Genomic DNA, 18,629 nt, shown 5'->3' with positions numbered 1-18,629 from the left:
CTACTAGCCAACCTTCAGAAAATAGAAAAAGACATGGCGAGCATATTATTCTCAGCCTAACGTATATTGGCAAAAATAGTGACAGTAATAATGGAATAGAATTGGCTCGCCTTCTTGAGCAATGGCGAAGAAACAATGAAAAAAATGGTGTAACCTCAGCGCTTGTGGTTAATGACAATTACTTCATTCAAAATATCGAAGGTCCAAGACCTCTTATCAATGAAATATTAGTAAAATTGATCAATGAATATTCTCACCTAGGACCTCATCTCAGTATGGTTGAAGAAGTAGAAGTACGTAGATGGGATGGGTTTTTATTAAAATATTTAACATCAAGCGTAGAAGACGAAGAATATACCCTAAAAAGCTTTTCAGCAGGTGCTGACTTTAATCCTTATCTAATGAAAAGTACTCAGATTACAAGCTTTTTGAAAGCGATCTTTGCGGATACAGAATCCAATAAGTCTTAGATGGTTTCTCTATTCTGATTAGCGTAAAAAAGCCACCTATACATTACATTGTATAGGCGGCTTTTTTTGTTTTCGATATCTCATATTTATAGATTTTAAAATTAAATATTTTAATTCTACATATGTTGTGTATTATCATCTGAGGCATTTGCTATTTGAATAACTTAAACGGATTGTATTTATGAAAAAACTGTCTCTATTGCTAATAACGCTTTTAGGATCATCAATCGTATTAAATGGTTGCGCGACTACTGCTCTTTCAGATTATACTAAAAGTGACAACACGAAAGATCACAAAAAAAACATCTTATCTGAGAGTGTTATTGCAGTGGGATATCCTAATAAGCCAATACAGGGCTATGAGGACGCTATGATTTTGGCAGGTAAAAACTATAGCTTTTTAGTGCAACCTGTAGTCTCTGTTGACACCTCGTCAGATCTATTTAAGAGAATTTTCACACAAGTGGATTTAGGCTCATTATATATCGATACTAATCCCTCATATTCAAATCAAGATGTGCAGAAAAAGACACAGGCTGACTCTAATAAGTTAATTCTCGATGTAAAAAGCGATGAATCAAATCAGATCAAAAATGTACCAGCAGATATCGGCTTAATCTATGCTAAGCCAGTCAATGTGCTAAAGCTGAATGAGCAATCACAGTTAGAAAGTTTTGGTTTTGAGTGCAAAACGGCCGTTGTCGCTGAACAACCAAATTTAATTTGTCAGCGTGCAGTAAACATTAAATTGACGGTAGCTTCTGCAGTACAGAATATTAACGAAGTGAATTATAAGCTAAAGCAGCCTTTGAATATTCAGCTGAATTATAAGTGGAAAACCAGTAGCAATGCTAATAAGTTTGGCGTAGTACTTTTACCTGTTGCCATGGCAGTAGATATAGTGACGTTTCCTGTTCAACTGTTAGGTGCTGGCATTGCTGTTGGAGCGATAGCAGTAGCATATGGCCGATGTGATAGCAGTTGCTTTTAGTCAGTATTGAGATGGGATTGATATTGTGATTAACGATAAAGAACAAGCTCGCATTGATGCACAGAATAGTCACTTGTTCTAGATCTCATAAAAAGCCGTCTATACGTTTGTGTAGGCGGCTTTTTTAGTAGGAAGAGATCAATTTGATAAAAACTAAAGGTTTTAAATTTTTAACTTGAAAGCTATATCACTCTTTGGTATTTCCAAATAACTTATTGCTGTTAAAGCATGAGGAGTGACGCTCATAAAATTTATTGTAAAATTCTCACTATCCCAGTGGAAATCAATATTGTTTTCATTAACCGCGTTAATGTAATCTAATAGAAAACCTTGGTCCTCTTTTGCATATTTATCAATTTTATTTGTTAGCCATTCTGTTAAGCATTTGAACTCAATAAAATCTTCTAGTCGCAAGGTTCTTTCTGGGTTTAAAGCGAAATGTTTGTGACTTAAGTAATGATTTGGATGAGCTCCACCCGAATATTCACTTATGCCAGTTGATACTGATAAAACTTCTGGTGAATGTATAACTATCGAATTACTAATTTCAATGTAAGCATGTTCCATCTGAGGAGATGAGTTTAAACCATACTTTTTTTCATCATTTCGGAAAGTATCAATAAGATCATAAATCTCTCTTTCAATAAATGAGTTTATGTAGTTTGAATCAAAAAATGAGTTATCTCTACATATGTAATAGTCAATATGGCAGTCATAAGGTGTGCTGATTTTAAGATCAAAACCTTCTGCTTTTTTCACGCAGTCATCAAATAAAATATCAGACTTGTCAATTAAAGTTAGATACTTTTCCCTTTGAAAATTCAGTGAATCTAATAGGTTTTTTCTAAAATCTACTTGGCTAGTTTTCATGTACTGGTATTTAGATAGGCTTCTCGGAACATCACAGTCATCAATTAATATGGGCAGAATATAAATATCATCTGAAAGTTTCTCTTCAGAATATCTATCCATACGTTTGATTTCTCTCTGAATATAACCTCTTTTATTAGTCGCTACTTTCGATAGAAGAATAACAACAAAGTCTGACTCTCGAAGTGCTTGCTCAATTTCGTAATCCCATTGCATCCCTGCCTTTAATGCTTTGAAATCTAACCAAGGCTCATAATGATTAGATTTTAGGAGGCTATAGATAGATTCAGCATCATCTGTATCTTCGGAAGCGTGACTAATGAAAACTTTACGATACATTAAACATTCCTTAATTTGCATAAAATCATGAATTTTTAACCCAGCTCACCCAAACTTAAAAACTCTAATCAACTAACCTCAACACTCGTCACATTCTGAAAGCCTCTTGGCAACTGACCACCACGATTGCCACGAACACCCGTATAGTTAGCCAAGTCATTTGGTTTTAGCGTCACATGACGCTTGCCAGCGGTAATGACTAAACTGTCTTGCTGACTGAGTGGCGTGATAGTAAGCACCTCTTCGCCGTCTTTTAACTTGATAAGTTTATTACCTTTGCCGCGCGCCTGTTCAGGCAAATCATCAAGAGCAAATATCAGTAAATATCCCGCATTGGTCGTGACAGCGACGTGGTCAGGTGCCACACTTGTATTGCTATTCTCACCGTCAGCATTAGCGGTCGAATCTACTGGCGCATCGATACGCGCAACAGGGAGCAAGCGACTATCAGCCGCTAGATTAATAATGTTCTTACCTGCTTTTTGATTGCTATCTAGATTACCAACGGTATTGATAAAACCATAACCTGCGGAGCTGGCGAGTATGATGCGTTGATCGTCAGCACCCGTTAGTAGCTGCTCAAAGCTGGCACCTGCTGGTGGTTTTAACACACTAGTTAGTGGGTCGCCTTGACCACGAGCCGATGCGAGATTGTGCGCATCGATACTGTAGCTGCGTCCAGTGCTGTCGAGCACGTAGATTCTTTCATTAGATTTACCACGCACGTGCGCTTGATAGCTATCACCTGAACGATAACTCATACCAGCAGCATCGACATCATGACCTTTGGCAGCACGAATCCAGCCCGCTTTCGATAGGATAGCGGTGACAGGTTCACTCGGTACGAGATCAGACTCTTTTAATGCTTGTGCTTCTTCACGTTCTGCCAATGGTGATACGCGCTCATTGCCATGTTCTTTCATATCGGCAGTGAGTTCTTCAATCATCAGATTGGTTAGGCTGTCTGGATTGTCCAAATACTCTTGAATGATAGCGCGTTCGGCAGCCAGTTCATCTTGCTCACGGCGCAGCTCAATCTCTTCTAACTTTGCCAATTGACGTAGACGAATATCCAAGATAGCATTGGCTTGAATATCAGTCAGATCATAATCCTGCATCAATGTCGCTTTCGGATCTTCCTCTTCACGAATGATGCGAATGACTTCATCGATATTAAGATAAGCAATCAGCAAACCTGCGAGGATGTGTAAGCGCTTATCGATTTTATCAAGGCGATATTGCAAGCGGCGAGTGACCACAGAGCGGCGACAGACGAGCCATTCTTCCAATATTTCTTTCAGGTTTTTGACCTGCGGTTTACCGTTTAGGCCAATCATGTTCATATTGACGCGGTAATTACTTTCAAGTTCCGTACTGGCAAACAGGTGACTCATGACGCGAGCGACATCGACTCGAGTTGATTTTAGCTCAAGCACGATACGACAGGCATTTTCGTGATCTGACTCATCATGAATATCGGTAATCCAAGGCAGCTTTTTATCGGTCATGAGCTTGGCGATTTGCTCTTGGATTTTATTACCTGAGACTTGATAAGGAAGCGCATCGATAATAACGAGATTCTTTTCTTTGGGATCGACATGGAACGTCGCACGCATTTTATAGCTGCCACGACCAGTCTCGTACATCGCTTGCAAATCTTTTTTACTGGTAATAATTTCAGCAGGCGTTGGCAAATCTGGCGCTGGTATTGATTGCGTAAGCTGCTTGACCGACAGTTCAGGGTTTTTAAGCAATCGAATGGCTGCGCGTACCACTTCATTAAGGTTATGCGGTGGAATATCTGTTGCCATACCGACCGCAATACCAGTCGTGCCGTTTAATAGTATGTTAGGTAGGCGGGCAGGTAGGGTGGTTGGCTCTTGCATCGTACCGTCAAAGTTGTCTTGCCAATCGACTGTGCCTTGACCCAATTCTGCGAGCAACGTATTGGCATAAGCCGACATTTTGGCTTCGGTATAACGCATCGCCGCAAATGATTTTGGATCATCAGGGCTACCCCAGTTGCCTTGACCTGTGATGAGTGGATAGCGATAGCTGAACGGCTGTGCCATTAGCACCATCGCTTCATAACAAGCGCTGTCACCATGTGGATGGTATTTACCCAAGACGTCACCGACTGTACGTGCAGACTTTTTGGCCTTGGCAGTCGATTTTAGGCCTAGCTCGCTCATCGCATAGACGATGCGGCGCTGTACTGGTTTTAGACCATCAGCGATATTTGGCAGCGCCCGATCCATGATGACGTACATGGCATAGTTGAGATAGGCCTGCTCAGTGAACTCTGCGACTGAGCGAGTATCCATCGGTTCAGTGGGAATGATTGGGGCAATCGTATTATCAATAACATCAGACATAAAATAGGATTCACTTATCAGTTTTAATAGGTATAGATAATTGGTTCAAGCGTACAAATAGGATAGTGCTATCGTAAAGGAAATTGGCAGAATTAAAAAGGTATAAGTCAGAATAGACGACAGGTCGTGACGCGCTTCATTGGGTTTCTGTATAGCATTTTGGTTGATAGCTTTTACAAAACAGGTGAAGTATAGTTAATTCAACTTTTGATCACTGTGTTGTCTTTGAAAATTTTGCCATCTGTCTATTATACGGAGTAGTTACTATGTTATCTGCGTCATCTGTCTATCCATCAAGTGCGTTATCGCGTGCGTGCACTCATCATTTAACCAAGCACACACTGCTGTTGGGTATTATCGCCAGTGTTGGATTGAGTGCTTGTAGCTCACAGCAGACAGTATCTAAGCAGATAGCACCCAAGCCGATGGTAGAAACCTCAAGTAGTACTACGATGAAAAAACCACGCCGTGCAGTTGTGACATCAAATACGTCACTAGTCTCTGAGATGAGAGCTCCTGACCCTTTCCTAATACTGAGAAGCACAGCATCACCATCACCATCTTCAATATCACCACCTATGGTCAGACCTGAACCCATCAGCGCCGAACCAGAGGCAAATGATAATTATCAAAAGAACGATGCAAATCCTGTACATCGCACGACGGATATGGCGGTCTCTACTTTGTCTATCGATACCGATACGGGCAGCTATGCCAATGTGCGCCGCTATCTAAATGAAGGTCAGTTGCCACCCGTGGATGCAGTACGGGTAGAAGAGTTGATTAACTATTTTAATTATCAATTTGATGATGGCAAACGCCTTGGTAATGCGCCATTTGTGGTCGCAACTGAAGTGGTCGATTCGCCTTGGGATAGAGCAGATCAAGACAATAAGATTGTCAAAGTGGGTATCAAAGCCGTGGATAATAGCTGGTCCAATAAAAGTGCCAAGCAGTCCATGCCATCTGCCAATTTAGTATTTTTGGTAGATGTGTCAGGCTCGATGTCGTCGCGTGATAAGCTACCATTGGCGCAGTCATCGCTTAAACTATTGACGGAGCAAATGCGCGCTCAAGACAGCATCAGTATCGTTACTTATTCGGGCAGCACCAGTGTGGCATTGCCTGTGACCAGTGGTGATCAAAAAGCAAAAATACTCGCCGCGATTGATGGGTTAAATGCCTCAGGTTCCACCAACGGAGAAGACGCGTTGAAACTGGCTTATCGTCAAGCTGAGCAAGCGATGAAGAAAGACGGTATCAATCGTATCATGATGCTGACCGATGGTGATTTTAATGTCGGTATCAGTGATGTCGATGATATGCTGGATTTGGTCAAATCCAATCGTGAGCGTGGTATCTCACTATCTACCGTTGGCTTTGGGCGTGGCAATCTCAACGACCATATGATGGAACAAATGGCCGACAATGGTAATGGTAACTACAGTTATATCGATAGTCTGACTGAGGCCAAAAAAGTTTTTGGTGATGAGTTGGCCGCGACCTTTAATACTGTCGCCAAGGATGTAAAAGTACAAGTTGAATTCAACCCTGATGTCGTGAGTGAATGGCGTTTGATTGGCTATGAAAATCGCGTGCTTAACGAGCAAGACTTTAATAATGATAAAGTCGATGCAGGCGAGCTAGGCGCAGGTAAAGCGGTTATCGCACTATTTGAAGTCACGCCTAAAGGACAAAAAGGTCTATACAGTGATCGTCGTTATACTGACAGCAATGCCACTGTTAAGGTAAAGAGCAAACAGCAAGCCAATGAGCTTGGTTATCTAAAAATTCGCTATAAAGCGCCTACAGGCGATACGTCTAAACTGCTTAGTCAACCAATTAATAATGACAGTCACTCTCTGGACAAAGCCAACGCTGATACTCAGTTTGCAATGGCGGTGGCAGGTTTTGGTCAACGCTTAACTCAAAGTGATTACATTAATGAGTGGCAATATAATGATAGCACTAAGCTAGCGACAAGCAGTCTCGCCCGTCAGCTAAGCAGTGATAAGGACGGCACTCGCCGTAACTTTGTGACTTTAACAGAATTGGCTAGCGCCCTTGACAGTAGAAAGTAATGAACGGGTAACAAACCATAGGATTTCTACGGATGAATGTTCGCCAATAGAACGCTAAAAACCCATTGGTTTTCAAAGTTAAATATTTGATATAAAACATTTTATTTTCCGTCAAGCCTGTTTGCGAACTCAAGCACCAATCTTTTGTATTGAGTAGTTTGTACAAAGTGTGTATGTTAATAAACAAAGGGCTATTTACCGCTATATTGTTTGCTCAGCACTGTACGATTACGCCGTAACCTTGCTTGCCACCGTAATGGTCAGCAAAGGCTTGGCATTTCGTATGTTTATCACACTGTGATTAGTATACGCTGACGGTAATGTACTATTACTAGGAGAAAAAAGATTATGGAAAATCAAGTAAATTTTACCCGTCGTGATGATAAAGTTTGGCTAAAAACGTATGAAGAGCTTGGGCTGAATTACAATATTGAAATGCCAGCTGACGATACTTCACTCATTGATGTTTTTGAAAAAAGCTTTGCGGATAATAGTGACAAGACTGCCTATATTTGCATGGGTTCATCATTAAGTTTTAAAGAAGTGGATTTATACAGTCGCCAGATGGCGGCCTATCTACAGTCGTTAGGACTGGTCAAAGGTGACAAAGTTGCGGTCATGATGCCCAATATTTTGCAATTGCCAATTTCTGTCATTGCAGTACTGCGTGCAGGTTTCACCCTAGTCAACGTCAATCCGTTATATACCACCAGAGAGCTTGAGCATCAACTGACCGATTCAGACGCCAAAGTGTTAATCATGGTCGAAAATTTTGCCAAAACCTATCAAGACATCGGCCGTAGTCTAGTCGACAAGGTCGTGATTACAGGTATGGGCGATTTGATGGGTACGCTCAAAGGATTCATGGTCAACACGGTCGTTCGCCATGTGAAAAAAATGGTGCCTGCCTATAGTATTAGCAACAGCATCACCTTCAAAAGTGCGCTGAGTCATAGCGCTGCGAGTCAGTACAAACGCCCAAGCAATATCACGCTTGATGACATCGCCGTCCTACAATATACCGGTGGTACGACAGGTGTGGCCAAAGGCGCGATGCTAACGCACAAAAACTTAGTGGCAAACTTAATTCAATCCAATACCTTCTTGGGCACCGCTTTTGATGATTTCGATCAAAGAGGTGAGCAGCCTGTCATTATGACGGCATTGCCTATGTATCATATTTTCTCATTTACTGTGTGCGGTATGTTTGGTTTATATCGCGGTTGTGTGGTGCTATTAGTACCAAACCCACGCGATCTTGATAGCTTATTAAAAGCATATAAAGCCAATCCACCAGCATTCTTCCCAGCAGTCAACACGTTGTTCAACGCGCTTGCCAATAACGAAGAATTTATCGCGATGGATCATAGCAAGCTGCGTCAATCGATGGGCGGCGGCATGGCAGTACTGAGTCCAACCGCTGAAAAATGGCGTCAAGTAACGGGTAATATTATTATCCAAGGTTATGGATTGTCTGAAACAGCACCGGTTGCGACCTCTAACCCTAGCAATAGTAAAACATTCACAGGTACTATTGGTGTGCCGATGCCAGCGACTGATGTTGCCATCTTAGATGATGCTGGTAATGAAGTAGAGCTTGGTGAGCGCGGCGAGATTAGTGTTCGTGGCCCGCAGGTTATGAAAGGCTACTGGAATCGTGAGGATGCTACTGCCGAAGTGATGACCGCAGACGGATTCTTCCGTACGGGCGATATCGGTATCATGGCTGACAATGGCTATGTGACGATCGTTGATCGCAAAAAAGACATGATTTTGGTGTCTGGCTTCAACGTTTATCCTAACGAAGTTGAAGAAGTTATGGCGGGCCACCCTAAAATTCTAGAGTGCGGTGTCATTGGTATTAGTGACGAAAAGAGCGGCGAGACTCCTAAGATTTATGTCGTTCGCAACGATCCTAGCCTGACCGCTGAAGAAGTACTGGCTTATGGTAAAGAAAACCTAACTGGTTACAAACGTCCTCGTCATGTTGAGTTTATCGATGAATTGCCAAAATCTAACGTGGGTAAAATCCTACGTAAAGATTTGCGATTGCTTGAAGAAAAGAACCATGGCTAATTGATTGATACTCAATACTCGAAAACTAGTTATGAGTGCTTACAAAGACTCAATGCTCACACAGACTTAGTGTTCATAACTAATCGTAATACAGAGTAGGGTCACCACTAAAAATGATAAGATTGCGTATATGCTATCTTGTCATTTTTTTACGTCTATTTTGTCTTTAAGATGTCGCTAGGGTGAGTCTTCATTGCAAAAGCAGTAATCAAATAATAGATATTAAAGTTAAAATAAAACAATGACGCCGACAATATCGAGATATTCATCAGTTATGCGATACGGTTTGGCGAAACCTAGCTATCATTAGCCTAGTCATCGTTAGACTGGATAGATAGTCATCGATTGAGTTGAGGGCAGGACTGAGTATAGATAGAGAATTTTTGGCAAAACTGCTATAGTGCTCATCAGCGTATAGTTATATTTAACGACAACAGGATATGATTTTCGCTCTATATTTCTTGTAAAATCAACCTTGTAGACTTCATTGTTGATTTAATTCTATTTAGCTATTACAACACTTATGATGGATCTAACACTGCGCTTTGATTTACAAATCTTGTGAATAACGAATGCTATTACCTTATCCTCGTTTCTTATTCACAAGTTTTGCTGTCATTGATCAACCACAAAAATAATGGTGTTTCCATTAGATTATTCTACGTTTTTAACGGCAACATTTAGGAAAAGTTATGACCGACAGTACCAATAAAAAGACCACAAACGATAATGCTGCGACTAATAATAACGACAGCGCATTTCCTACTATGCCGATGATACCGAGTGATAGTCCATGGTTAGGTACTTATGAGCGCTATGGTATTGCGGCTACTATCGACATGCCGGATGATAGTACTTCTTTACTGGAGGTGTTCGAGCGTAATTTTAGCCGTTACGGCCAAAAGCCTGCTTATATCTGTATGGGTGCATCGATTACCTTTAAGCAATTGGATTTGTTTAGTCGTCAGATTGCCAGCTACTTACAGTCGTTAGGATTGGTTAAGGGTGATAAAGTTGGGGTGATGATGCCTAACCTCCTGCAGTATCCAGTGGTTGCATTGGGTATCATCCGTGCAGGTATGGTGCTGGTCAACGTCAACCCTTTATACACGAGCCGTGAGTTATCACATCAGCTGCATGATAGTGGTACGAAAGCTTTGTTCATCGTAGAGAATTTTGCAAAAACGTATCAAGAAGCGGAAGATAAAGGTCAAGTCGAGCACGTCATCGTTTGTAAGATTGGCGATATGTTAGGCACGATCAAAGGAGCAGTGGTCAACCTCGTTGCACGCCATATCAAAAAAATGATTCCTGCTTATAGCTTGCCAGAGAGTGTGAGCTTCAAGCATGCCTTGAATGCTGTTTCTGCTAGCAAATACAAACGTCCTGATTTGAATTTAGGAGACGTGGCATTGCTGCAATATACGGGCGGTACTACAGGTGTGGCTAAAGGAGCAATGCTATCGCATGGTAACTTAGTGGCTAACATGCTACAGATCAGTGCGTTGATGAACAGTGCATTTGACGATGACGCTGAGGCCGACGAGGTTATCTTGACGGCGTTACCGCTCTATCATGTGTTCTCATTTATGGTTTGCGGTATGTATGGCATGTACCAAGGCTATGCGGGTTTGCTTATCCCGAACCCACGTGATCTCGATGGTCTGATTAAAGAGATGGGCAAATATAAACCATCATTTATCCCTGCGGTGAATACGTTATTCAACGGCTTGGTGCACAAAGACAGCTTTGCGGATTTAGATTTTTCTAATCTAAAAGCCTCTATCGGCGGTGGTATGTCGGTACTACCAAGCGTGGCAAAAGAATGGCACAAAATCACAGGTTTGCCTATCGTAGAAGGTTATGGTCTGTCTGAAACCTCGCCAGTGGTTGCTTTTAACCCAATGACCATTGCTGAATTCACAGGCAAGATTGGTATTCCTGCTTCTAGCACAGATGTGATACTGATTGATGATGACGAAAAAGAAGTTGCTCTGGGTGACCGTGGCGAGATTTGTGTCAAAGGTCCGCAGGTGATGATTGGGTATCAAAACCGTCCAGACGAAACAAAGGAAACCTTTACTACCAATGGTTATCTCAAGACCGGTGATATCGGTATTATGGATGAGAAAGGCTTTATTAAAATTGTTGATCGCAAGAAAGATATGATTTTGGTTTCTGGCTTTAATGTCTATCCGAATGAAATCGAAGAGGCTATGAGCGAGCATCCAGCAGTGGTGGAGTGCGGTGCGATTGGTGTTCCTAACGAAAACCGCGGTGAAGAGCCAAAGTTATTTGTGGTCAAGAAGGGCGAAGTGACAGAGCAAGAGTTACTCGATTTTGGCAAAAAGCAACTGACTGGCTACAAGCGTCCGCGTAGCATCCAGTTCGTTGATGAATTACCAAAATCAAACGTGGGCAAAATCCTGCGTAAAGAATTGCGTAAGATAGAAGGTTTAGAATAAATTTAACACCAAACTTTACTGAAGCAGCGGCGTAATAGCGTGAGTGAATCTTGCTATTGCGCCGCTGTCACGTTAGGATATCTCCATATTTGCGTCTACTCAAGCCCACAGTCGCTATTTGTATTCGAGTTATATTCCTGTATGTCAGTTTTTATGAATTGATATGCGATTAATAAATATACGATAATAAATACTGCTCTGCCATGTAGCGACAACCTCTTATTTTAAGACCATTTTTATCACCCTGATTTTCAAACATTGTACTAGGAATTTTTATGCGTAATGACAATCGTGAGCTTGACCAACTTCGCTCTATCAGCTTTGAGCGCCATTATACTAAGCATGCCGAAGGGTCAGTGTTAGTGAGCTTTGGCGATACCAAAGTACTATGTACTGCTAGTGTCGAATCTGGCGTACCACGCTGGTTGAAAGGCAAAGGTAAAGGCTGGATTACCGCTGAATATGGTATGTTGCCACGTGCGACCAATACCCGTAATCAACGTGAAGCGGCACGCGGCAAGCAATCAGGTCGTACCCAAGAGATTCAGCGTTTAATCGGTCGTAGCCTACGTGCGATGATTGACTTGAGCAAGTTGGGTGAAAATACCATTTATCTTGACTGTGATGTACTGCAAGCTGATGGTGGTACTCGTACCGCTAGCGTAACTGGTGCAGCAATTGCCCTTATTGACGCATTAGAGACCGTTCAAAAAGCTAAAAAGCTAAAAGCAGATCCATTGATTGGCTTAGTTGCTGCTGTGTCTGTCGGTATGAAAGATGGTGAAGCGTATCTAGATTTGAATTATCAAGAAGACTCTAGCTGCGATACCGATTTGAACGTCGTTATGACTCAAAAAGGCGAGTTTATCGAGCTGCAAGGTACTGCGGAAGAGAAACCATTCACTCGCGCTCAAGCTGATGACATGCTGATTCTTGCCGAAAAAGGTATTGCCGAATTGATTAAAATGCAGCAAACCGCTTTAGGCTGGTAGTCTGCTTTTGATCTATTATAAACGGTGCTAATTTTTTAACACTACGACGAGCTCTGACAGATAGTTGGCTTTTAATAGCCCGCTATCTGTTGCCAACTAGATATCTCGCAACAGGTAATGATGCATGCTTAAGCTGACCGACGATGGCGCCAAAATCACCTTACAAGGTCAGTCTCAAACGACTGATAACGGTATGTTTTGGTTTGGCTCTGCCTTATTGGTCGGGGCAGTTGCGGTCGCCTTTGCAATGAGTGTGCTACCTGAGCGCTTGGCTATCGGTGCGTTAGCGTTGCTAATTATTGGCAGTTTTATTTTTAATCGACAACGCCAAAAACATAAAAAAGCCATGGTTGGCGCTATCAGTAGCGGCACACTGTGGGTACGTGCTGGTGAGATGGTGCATGACAATCAAGGTAAGCGCGAGCATATCCATTTGATCGATAGTGACAAGATAACACTGATTGGCGAGCAGTTACAGATTGTCGATAGCAGTGATACACGTAAGTACAATATCAGTGGTTTTGATAGTGTCCAAGAAGCGACTGCTGCCAAAGCCATTTTGCAAGGCCAAGCGCTATCTAAGCGTCATGTTAATATCAAGATGAGTGATAATTAAAAATTATCTCCTCTTACTTGTCCAAATTAGACTTTTCTAACAGCATATAGATTACCTTCCTAGCCTTTAGTGCTATCTTGATTTATCCCTTCTAAATTAGCGTTGTAACGCTACCATCAATCTATAATTTCATACCTTCTGTCATCTATTCAAAACGAATAGTGCTTGCAGACTCACTTCTAAATAGTTTATAAGTAGGGTTGGAAATTCATCCACTACTATTTTTATGCTGTCATTTATATTTTATTGACAAGGAGTCAGTCATGTCGCGTTTGCCTATGTCGTCGTCGGTTACAGCGTCGTGCAGTCTTTTATTATTGACCTTTGGTTTGGTTGGCCCAGCTCATGCAGATAGTATGAGCACACTAATCGCTCAAAAATCTACTCAATCAACGAGCAATACTTCCTATCGTTATCCAGACGTATCTCGTCAAGCGCCCACAGTGCTCCCTGCATTTTTATCCGGTGATTATGACAATATCGATAGTGAATATTTACCGCTATTGAGTAGTGCGGAGACCCAAAGTAGTCTGGCCGCACGTGAGGTTGTCAGTACTGCACGCAAGATGGCCCTAAACGAGCGCACTATCATTCAAGGGGGCTGTTGGGACTATCTGAATGCGGTGTTCAAACGAGCAGGAGTGACGCGCGATACCATTCACAAAGGCACTTATGGTCAAGGCCCTTATGCCAATAGTGACGAAATTGAAGTGGGAGATTGGCTCTATTATATCAATCATGGTTATAATGGTGTCGAGCACAGTGGACTGTTTGTGGGCTGGGTCGATGAGCGTGCCAAGCAAGCGCTAATATTAAGCTATGCGGGAGAAAACCGCCGTGAGCCAGCTCGTTACCGTGTTTATGATTTGAGCAATGTCTATCAAATCATGCGCCCTAGCGTTTAGTATTTAACGTTTGATACCAACTTCAGAAATAGGGTCAGCGGTTTCAGAGTTGTTCAAGCTACTAGAGATAATAGGTCAAAAAAAGCGTCCGTCACTGATAAAGTGGCGTACGCTTTTGGTTTGTGGGTATCAATTATTCTGCTAGTGTTGGCGCTAATTTTAGAAAGGTTTTACCACGACTAAAATGACGATAAATATCAACGCAAACACTGGTATTTCATTAAACCAGCGCCAAAACTTATGTGTTTTATAGTGTGGGTTATCAATCAGTTTTTTGCGATACAAGCCACAAGCACCATGATAGCCAGATAGTAATACCACTAGTAAGAGCTTAACGTGTAGCCAACCTTGAGTTTTATACACATCCCAGCCTAGCCCTAACATCCATAGGCCAAAGACCCATGTCGCTATCATCGATGGCGTCATAATGCCTCGATACAGCTTACGCTCCATAATGGTAAAGCGCTCTTGGCTGATGGTATCATCACTCATCGCATGATAAACAAATAGACGCGGCAAGTAGAAAATTGCCGCAAACCAGCAAACCATAGAAATAATATGTGCCGCTTTAATCCAGTTAAAATAATCTGCCATTACTTAATCTCTTGTTATCAGCCATTTGGAATGAGGACATGCCCTAGGCTTATTTTCATATGCTTGCTATAAGGGCTAATTGATGACTCAGCCCAAACGCAAGTGCAATGCAGATTATTGATGAACACTAACTGCACACCGTCAAACTAGTCAGCCAATACGACTTGTGTTTGATGACCGTTCATCGCGTCCATTACAGGCAATACTTTAGGTGCTCTTGGCGCAGCAAACTGCTTTGTTAGGCCAAGTTCACGCATGAGTCTGTCATCGCCTGATTGACTGGCGTTCCCAGTCGTCAGCAGTTTATCACCATAAAAGAATGAGTTCGCACCCGCCATAAAGGCCAAGGCTTGTTCAGAGTCAGAGAGGCTTTCGCGGCCAGCAGATAGACGCACATAGCTGGTCGGGCAGCAAATACGCGCCACGGCAATGGTACGAATCCACTCAAGTACAGACAGCTGACCTTCGGCCAATACTTTGTCACCGATAGGAGTCCCTGCAATAGGCACGAGCAAGTTGACTGGGATTGACTCTGGCGCTTTTGGCATTTTTAGCAGTTCGTGTACCCAATCGATACGGTCATCACGGCTCTCGCCCATGCCAACGATATTACCGCTACAGACATTGATGCCTGAGTTACGCACATTGTCTATCGTATTTAATCGCTCGTCATAGCTGCGCGTGCTGACGACTTGTTCATAATAGCTGCGTGAGGTATCTAGATTATGATTATAGTAGTCTAATCCGGCATCCGCCAACTGCGTTGCTTGATTGGTATCTAACATACCAAGCGTCATACAGGTCTCAAGCCCCAATGCCTTGACTTCTTTAACTAGCTCAACCACGTAAGGCATGTCTTTTGCACTTGGATGTTTCCATGCCGCACCCATGCAGAAGCGTGACGAGCCACTGTTTTTGGCACGTTTAGCAGCGGCAATGACTTTGTCCACTTCTATGCGTTTTTCTGCTTGTAGTTTGGTGGTATCGCGATGATGACCTGATTGTGAGCAGTAGCCGCAATCTTCAGGGCAGTTACCTGTTTTGATAGATAACAAGGTACTGATTTGTACTTCATTAGCAGTAAAGTTCGCCCGATGTATCGTTTGTGCTTGTAACAACAAATCCATCAACGGCAAATCAAACAGTGCGGCGATTTCTTCGCGGCTATGCTTATGTGGCGCTGGTTGGTTGGCATCGGTGGCTAAACTGGCCAAAAAATCATCGCTGCTATTTTGATGATTGAGTGTCTCAGTGTGGCTATCGGCATTGGGTTCTGAGATGTTAAGTAATCCTGCCATGAGATAAATCCTTTTATAACGGTATTGGGTATATCTAAATGTTTTTGTGTTTTTAAAATAATAAAAAAGGCTGCGATATAGTATACCGTAACCTTTTTAGAAAATCAGAGTGCTGCTAAATAGTATTTATATTGAATACAATAAAGTAGGTCAATAGTAACTATTTGCTGATCAGTTTGCTATTTAACGTTCTAATTATTTTTATCTGGTTATTTACCCAGTTTGTGCTTGGCAACACCAATCCAATGGTTTGCAAAGTTTTGTGCTTTGTAAGCATAAGGCTTGGCTTTGTCCAGATAGGGTTTACACTCTTCTGGCACCGCTGGAATGATATGCTTGGCAAGCTTATTAAACCACATCATGAGGCTGTAGTCGCCCTCGATGCTGAGGTTGCCTTCTTGAACCGCTGTCATAAATGCTGGAAGATTACCTTTGGTCAATAGCTTAACACCAGTCATAGAGTCTTTAAAGTTGATAGTCAGGTCTGCTGTTTTTGCATGACCACTATACTGGTTGAATCTCCCATTATCAAAGACAAAATAACGAGCGATATCCGCTTCGGTGCTGGCAAGCTCAATCGTGACATTACGATCAGCGAATAGCTTTTGGACAGCTTCATCGTCGCTATCAGCTAACATAGATAAACGGTAACCGATCACAGCCAATAATACGTCTAAAGGATCAGACTTAATATCTAGAACAGGAATAGTAAACATAATCGAACTCCTAAAAATGAGACGCAAAATAATGCGTACTTTATAACAATTTTTGCGACAAATATATAATTACATTATAAACGATGGATAGGTTGTTATTCTTTAGGAGTTACGTAGAGAGCGTTAAGTATCTTGTAACATTCGATGACGTCAGCATAGTTGCTACAGGATTGATTGCATTAGTGAAAGCGCGGTTGGTAGTCATCATCGTAGACAGGCGTATGTTCGATATAGCGTGCTGCCTCTAACTCACGTTGTAGCTGAACCGATTGACTGACATCCTCATAACGTAACGCCCGATACAAGACCCAAGCCGCTAAAGGTAACCAGCTGATACCCATGGCGATGATATAGCTGTGCCAGTCTGATAACTCTGACAGTATCAGTCGACTTGATAGTATGCTGTGAATGACTTCAACGCTTAGCCAATACGCCATACCACCGAACAAATACAGTAGTAACCAACGCTGAGACGAGAAGGCGAGCGCCGCTATTATCACTGCCAATAAGCCGTAACCAAGTAGAGCCGCATTGCTCCATGCCGCTATGTCGATAAAAGAAAATATAGTTAGTAACATCATTCATCTCGCTATTCATAAGGTGAATTCCAATAAGACCATTATGAAAGTTTGCGAGGCAAAGCTAAAGAGGGTAAAGGCTAGTTTGCGACAACCGATGACGTTTGGTTTTTTAGCATATTTTGATGGTTTTCTATTGCAGATTTGGAGCGTAAGCGCCGTAAGGGTCGGCGCTTATTTTTAGAGAGGAATAAGAGGTTTGCTAATCAATAGTGATTAAACGTTGTTATCAATGATGGTTATTGCGCTTGCCCCACCACGATAATAATGACACTAACACAGCACCTAATAACATCAGCCCCAGTGTGCTGAACCAGTGTGGACCAGTAGGGTAGTGCCATGGTATGACGTTGTGTATTGCTTCATTATCTAGGGTGTTCAAAACACCTACCTTCCATGGCCATATCTTCATCAAAGAGCCAGCGATAAAGCCAGTCAGCAAAGCTAAGGTAGCTTGATAGTAGCGAGCCAACAGCCATTTTAATGCGTGAGTGAACAGTAAAAGTCCAGTGACCATACCCGCTATGAGTGTAAAAATAACCGTGAAATTAAGGGTATGAACAGCTTCTAATACGGTGTCATAAGCGCCTAATAGTAATAGGATAAATGAGCCTGATATACCTGGCAATATCATGGCGCAAATTGCAATTGCCCCTGCAAAAAACAAATAAGGTAAGCTTGGCGTGCCAGTGAGCAGTGGCAAACTACTGATGACGACTGCGCTGACGAGACCGATGGCAAATAAGGCAATGCGTCCTATGTTCCAACGCTTGATTTCAGTCAATAATATACATATGGTTGCAATGACCAATCCAAAAAAGAATGACCAGATCGATAGTGGTTGATTGTCTAGCAAGTACTTAATCATGCCAGCCAACGTGGCGAAACTGGTGGCGATACCTAATAACAGGAATAATAAAAATGTCGCATCGACCTGTCGCCACACCGCAAGCAAACCTTTGATACCACCTTCCTTTTGGAATATCTGCCAGAGCTTGGGTCCAATACTGCCAAGTGCATTAATCAATCGCTCATAAATACCAGCAATCAGCGCAATAGTACCGCCAGAGACGCCAGGTACGATATCGGCTGCACCCATGGCCATTCCTTTGATATAGACGCCTAGTAGCTGTTTTGGGTTGTCAGTATTAGTAACACTGCCATCTAATGGTTGCGGTGCTGACGACTCGCTTGGTTTGGATGATTGGGGTGCCGTCATGGACAGTCCTTGATTGATTTAAAATGAGCGTTGAAAGTGAGTGA

Annotated in this window: 15 protein-coding genes; 8 read left to right on the top strand and 7 right to left on the bottom strand. The window is 42.2% G+C overall.

Annotation, left to right across the window (positions count from 1 at the left end; all coding sequences use genetic code 11):
• Window positions 1-470 (top strand): BLUF domain-containing protein (locus tag ACZW67_RS02890; RefSeq protein WP_465182091.1); only part of this gene is annotated, 470 nt, incomplete at its 5' end.
• 181 nt (window positions 471-651) lie between these two features.
• Entirely contained in the window at window positions 652-1,461 is an 810-nt protein-coding gene (locus ACZW67_RS02885; RefSeq protein ID WP_465182090.1) for a hypothetical protein, read from the top strand.
• Window positions 1,462-1,623: 162 nt separating this feature from the next.
• Here the strand turns inward: ACZW67_RS02885 and ACZW67_RS02880 are convergent, their stop codons facing one another.
• Together ACZW67_RS02880 and parC are read right to left on the bottom strand one after the other, a co-directional pair.
• Window positions 1,624-2,670 (bottom strand): TIR domain-containing protein, encoded by a 1,047-nt coding sequence (locus ACZW67_RS02880; RefSeq protein ID WP_465182089.1) that lies wholly within the window; start codon window positions 2,668-2,670, stop codon window positions 1,624-1,626.
• A 68-nt stretch (window positions 2,671-2,738) separates the two neighbouring features.
• Window positions 2,739-5,045: a DNA topoisomerase IV subunit A gene (parC, locus tag ACZW67_RS02875; RefSeq protein ID WP_465182088.1), complete on the bottom strand. Its 2,307-nt coding sequence runs from the start codon at window positions 5,043-5,045 to the stop codon at window positions 2,739-2,741.
• 266 nt (window positions 5,046-5,311) lie between these two features.
• On the opposite strand from parC, the gene ACZW67_RS02870 reads away from it, so the two are divergent.
• The 6 genes from ACZW67_RS02870 (at window position 5,312) to ACZW67_RS02845 (ending at window position 14,180) form a co-directional block, all read left to right on the top strand.
• Window positions 5,312-7,126 (top strand): vWA domain-containing protein, encoded by a 1,815-nt coding sequence (locus ACZW67_RS02870; RefSeq protein ID WP_465182087.1) that lies wholly within the window; start codon window positions 5,312-5,314, stop codon window positions 7,124-7,126.
• Between the two features lie 348 nt (window positions 7,127-7,474).
• Window positions 7,475-9,202, top strand: a complete 1,728-nt coding sequence (locus ACZW67_RS02865) for an AMP-binding protein (protein ID WP_465182086.1) — start codon at window positions 7,475-7,477, stop codon at window positions 9,200-9,202.
• A gap of 692 nt (window positions 9,203-9,894) precedes the next feature.
• Complete coding sequence (locus tag ACZW67_RS02860) at window positions 9,895-11,667, top strand: AMP-binding protein (protein WP_465182085.1); 1,773 nt, start codon at window positions 9,895-9,897, stop codon at window positions 11,665-11,667.
• A 275-nt stretch (window positions 11,668-11,942) separates the two neighbouring features.
• Window positions 11,943-12,659 carry a ribonuclease PH gene (rph, locus tag ACZW67_RS02855; RefSeq protein ID WP_465182084.1) on the top strand — a complete coding sequence of 239 codons (717 nt, stop codon included), beginning with the start codon at window positions 11,943-11,945 and terminating at the stop codon, window positions 12,657-12,659.
• Between the two features lie 124 nt (window positions 12,660-12,783).
• Window positions 12,784-13,275, top strand: coding sequence for a hypothetical protein (locus tag ACZW67_RS02850; protein ID WP_465182083.1), 492 nt, complete (start codon window positions 12,784-12,786; stop codon window positions 13,273-13,275).
• A 263-nt stretch (window positions 13,276-13,538) separates the two neighbouring features.
• Window positions 13,539-14,180 carry a hypothetical protein gene (locus tag ACZW67_RS02845; RefSeq protein WP_465182082.1) on the top strand — a complete coding sequence of 214 codons (642 nt, stop codon included), beginning with the start codon at window positions 13,539-13,541 and terminating at the stop codon, window positions 14,178-14,180.
• 159 nt (window positions 14,181-14,339) lie between these two features.
• On the opposite strand, the gene hemJ is transcribed toward ACZW67_RS02845, so the two are convergent.
• The 5 genes from hemJ to ACZW67_RS02820 form a co-directional block, all read right to left on the bottom strand.
• Window positions 14,340-14,774 carry a protoporphyrinogen oxidase HemJ gene (gene hemJ / locus ACZW67_RS02840; RefSeq protein WP_465182081.1) on the bottom strand — a complete coding sequence of 145 codons (435 nt, stop codon included), beginning with the start codon at window positions 14,772-14,774 and terminating at the stop codon, window positions 14,340-14,342.
• 146 nt (window positions 14,775-14,920) lie between these two features.
• On the bottom strand, window positions 14,921-16,072 hold the full coding sequence (bioB, locus tag ACZW67_RS02835; RefSeq protein ID WP_465182080.1) for a biotin synthase BioB: 1,152 nt from the start codon (window positions 16,070-16,072) through the stop codon (window positions 14,921-14,923).
• Between the two features lie 209 nt (window positions 16,073-16,281).
• Window positions 16,282-16,788: an SCP2 sterol-binding domain-containing protein gene (locus tag ACZW67_RS02830; protein WP_465182079.1), complete on the bottom strand. Its 507-nt coding sequence runs from the start codon at window positions 16,786-16,788 to the stop codon at window positions 16,282-16,284.
• Between the two features lie 179 nt (window positions 16,789-16,967).
• Window positions 16,968-17,369 carry an AciT family ciprofloxacin tolerance protein gene (aciT, locus tag ACZW67_RS02825; RefSeq protein ID WP_465182078.1) on the bottom strand — a complete coding sequence of 134 codons (402 nt, stop codon included), beginning with the start codon at window positions 17,367-17,369 and terminating at the stop codon, window positions 16,968-16,970.
• A gap of 226 nt (window positions 17,370-17,595) precedes the next feature.
• The gene (locus ACZW67_RS02820) at window positions 17,596-18,585 is read right to left on the bottom strand and encodes a DUF368 domain-containing protein (RefSeq protein ID WP_465182077.1); all 990 of its coding nucleotides are present in this window, start codon (window positions 18,583-18,585) and stop codon (window positions 17,596-17,598) included.
• Window positions 18,586-18,629 lie beyond the last annotated feature (44 nt).

This window comes from Psychrobacter sp. TPE 89C, assembly GCF_055522395.1.
The sequence above is the reverse complement of the archived record's forward strand: the minus strand, read 5'-3'. Positions and strand labels throughout refer to the sequence as shown.

Coding starts and splice junctions, on each gene's coding strand:
- ACZW67_RS02885 (WP_465182090.1), top strand. CDS start 652: ATGAAAAAACTGTCTCTATTGCTAATAACGCTTTTAGGATCATCAATC.
- ACZW67_RS02880 (WP_465182089.1), bottom strand. CDS start 2,670: ATGTATCGTAAAGTTTTCATTAGTCACGCTTCCGAAGATACAGATGAT.
- parC (WP_465182088.1), bottom strand. CDS start 5,045: ATGTCTGATGTTATTGATAATACGATTGCCCCAATCATTCCCACTGAA.
- ACZW67_RS02870 (WP_465182087.1), top strand. CDS start 5,312: ATGTTATCTGCGTCATCTGTCTATCCATCAAGTGCGTTATCGCGTGCG.
- ACZW67_RS02865 (WP_465182086.1), top strand. CDS start 7,475: ATGGAAAATCAAGTAAATTTTACCCGTCGTGATGATAAAGTTTGGCTA.
- ACZW67_RS02860 (WP_465182085.1), top strand. CDS start 9,895: ATGACCGACAGTACCAATAAAAAGACCACAAACGATAATGCTGCGACT.
- rph (WP_465182084.1), top strand. CDS start 11,943: ATGCGTAATGACAATCGTGAGCTTGACCAACTTCGCTCTATCAGCTTT.
- ACZW67_RS02850 (WP_465182083.1), top strand. CDS start 12,784: ATGCTTAAGCTGACCGACGATGGCGCCAAAATCACCTTACAAGGTCAG.
- ACZW67_RS02845 (WP_465182082.1), top strand. CDS start 13,539: ATGTCGCGTTTGCCTATGTCGTCGTCGGTTACAGCGTCGTGCAGTCTT.
- hemJ (WP_465182081.1), bottom strand. CDS start 14,774: ATGGCAGATTATTTTAACTGGATTAAAGCGGCACATATTATTTCTATG.
- bioB (WP_465182080.1), bottom strand. CDS start 16,072: ATGGCAGGATTACTTAACATCTCAGAACCCAATGCCGATAGCCACACT.
- ACZW67_RS02830 (WP_465182079.1), bottom strand. CDS start 16,788: ATGTTTACTATTCCTGTTCTAGATATTAAGTCTGATCCTTTAGACGTA.
- aciT (WP_465182078.1), bottom strand. CDS start 17,369: ATGATGTTACTAACTATATTTTCTTTTATCGACATAGCGGCATGGAGC.
- ACZW67_RS02820 (WP_465182077.1), bottom strand. CDS start 18,585: ATGACGGCACCCCAATCATCCAAACCAAGCGAGTCGTCAGCACCGCAA.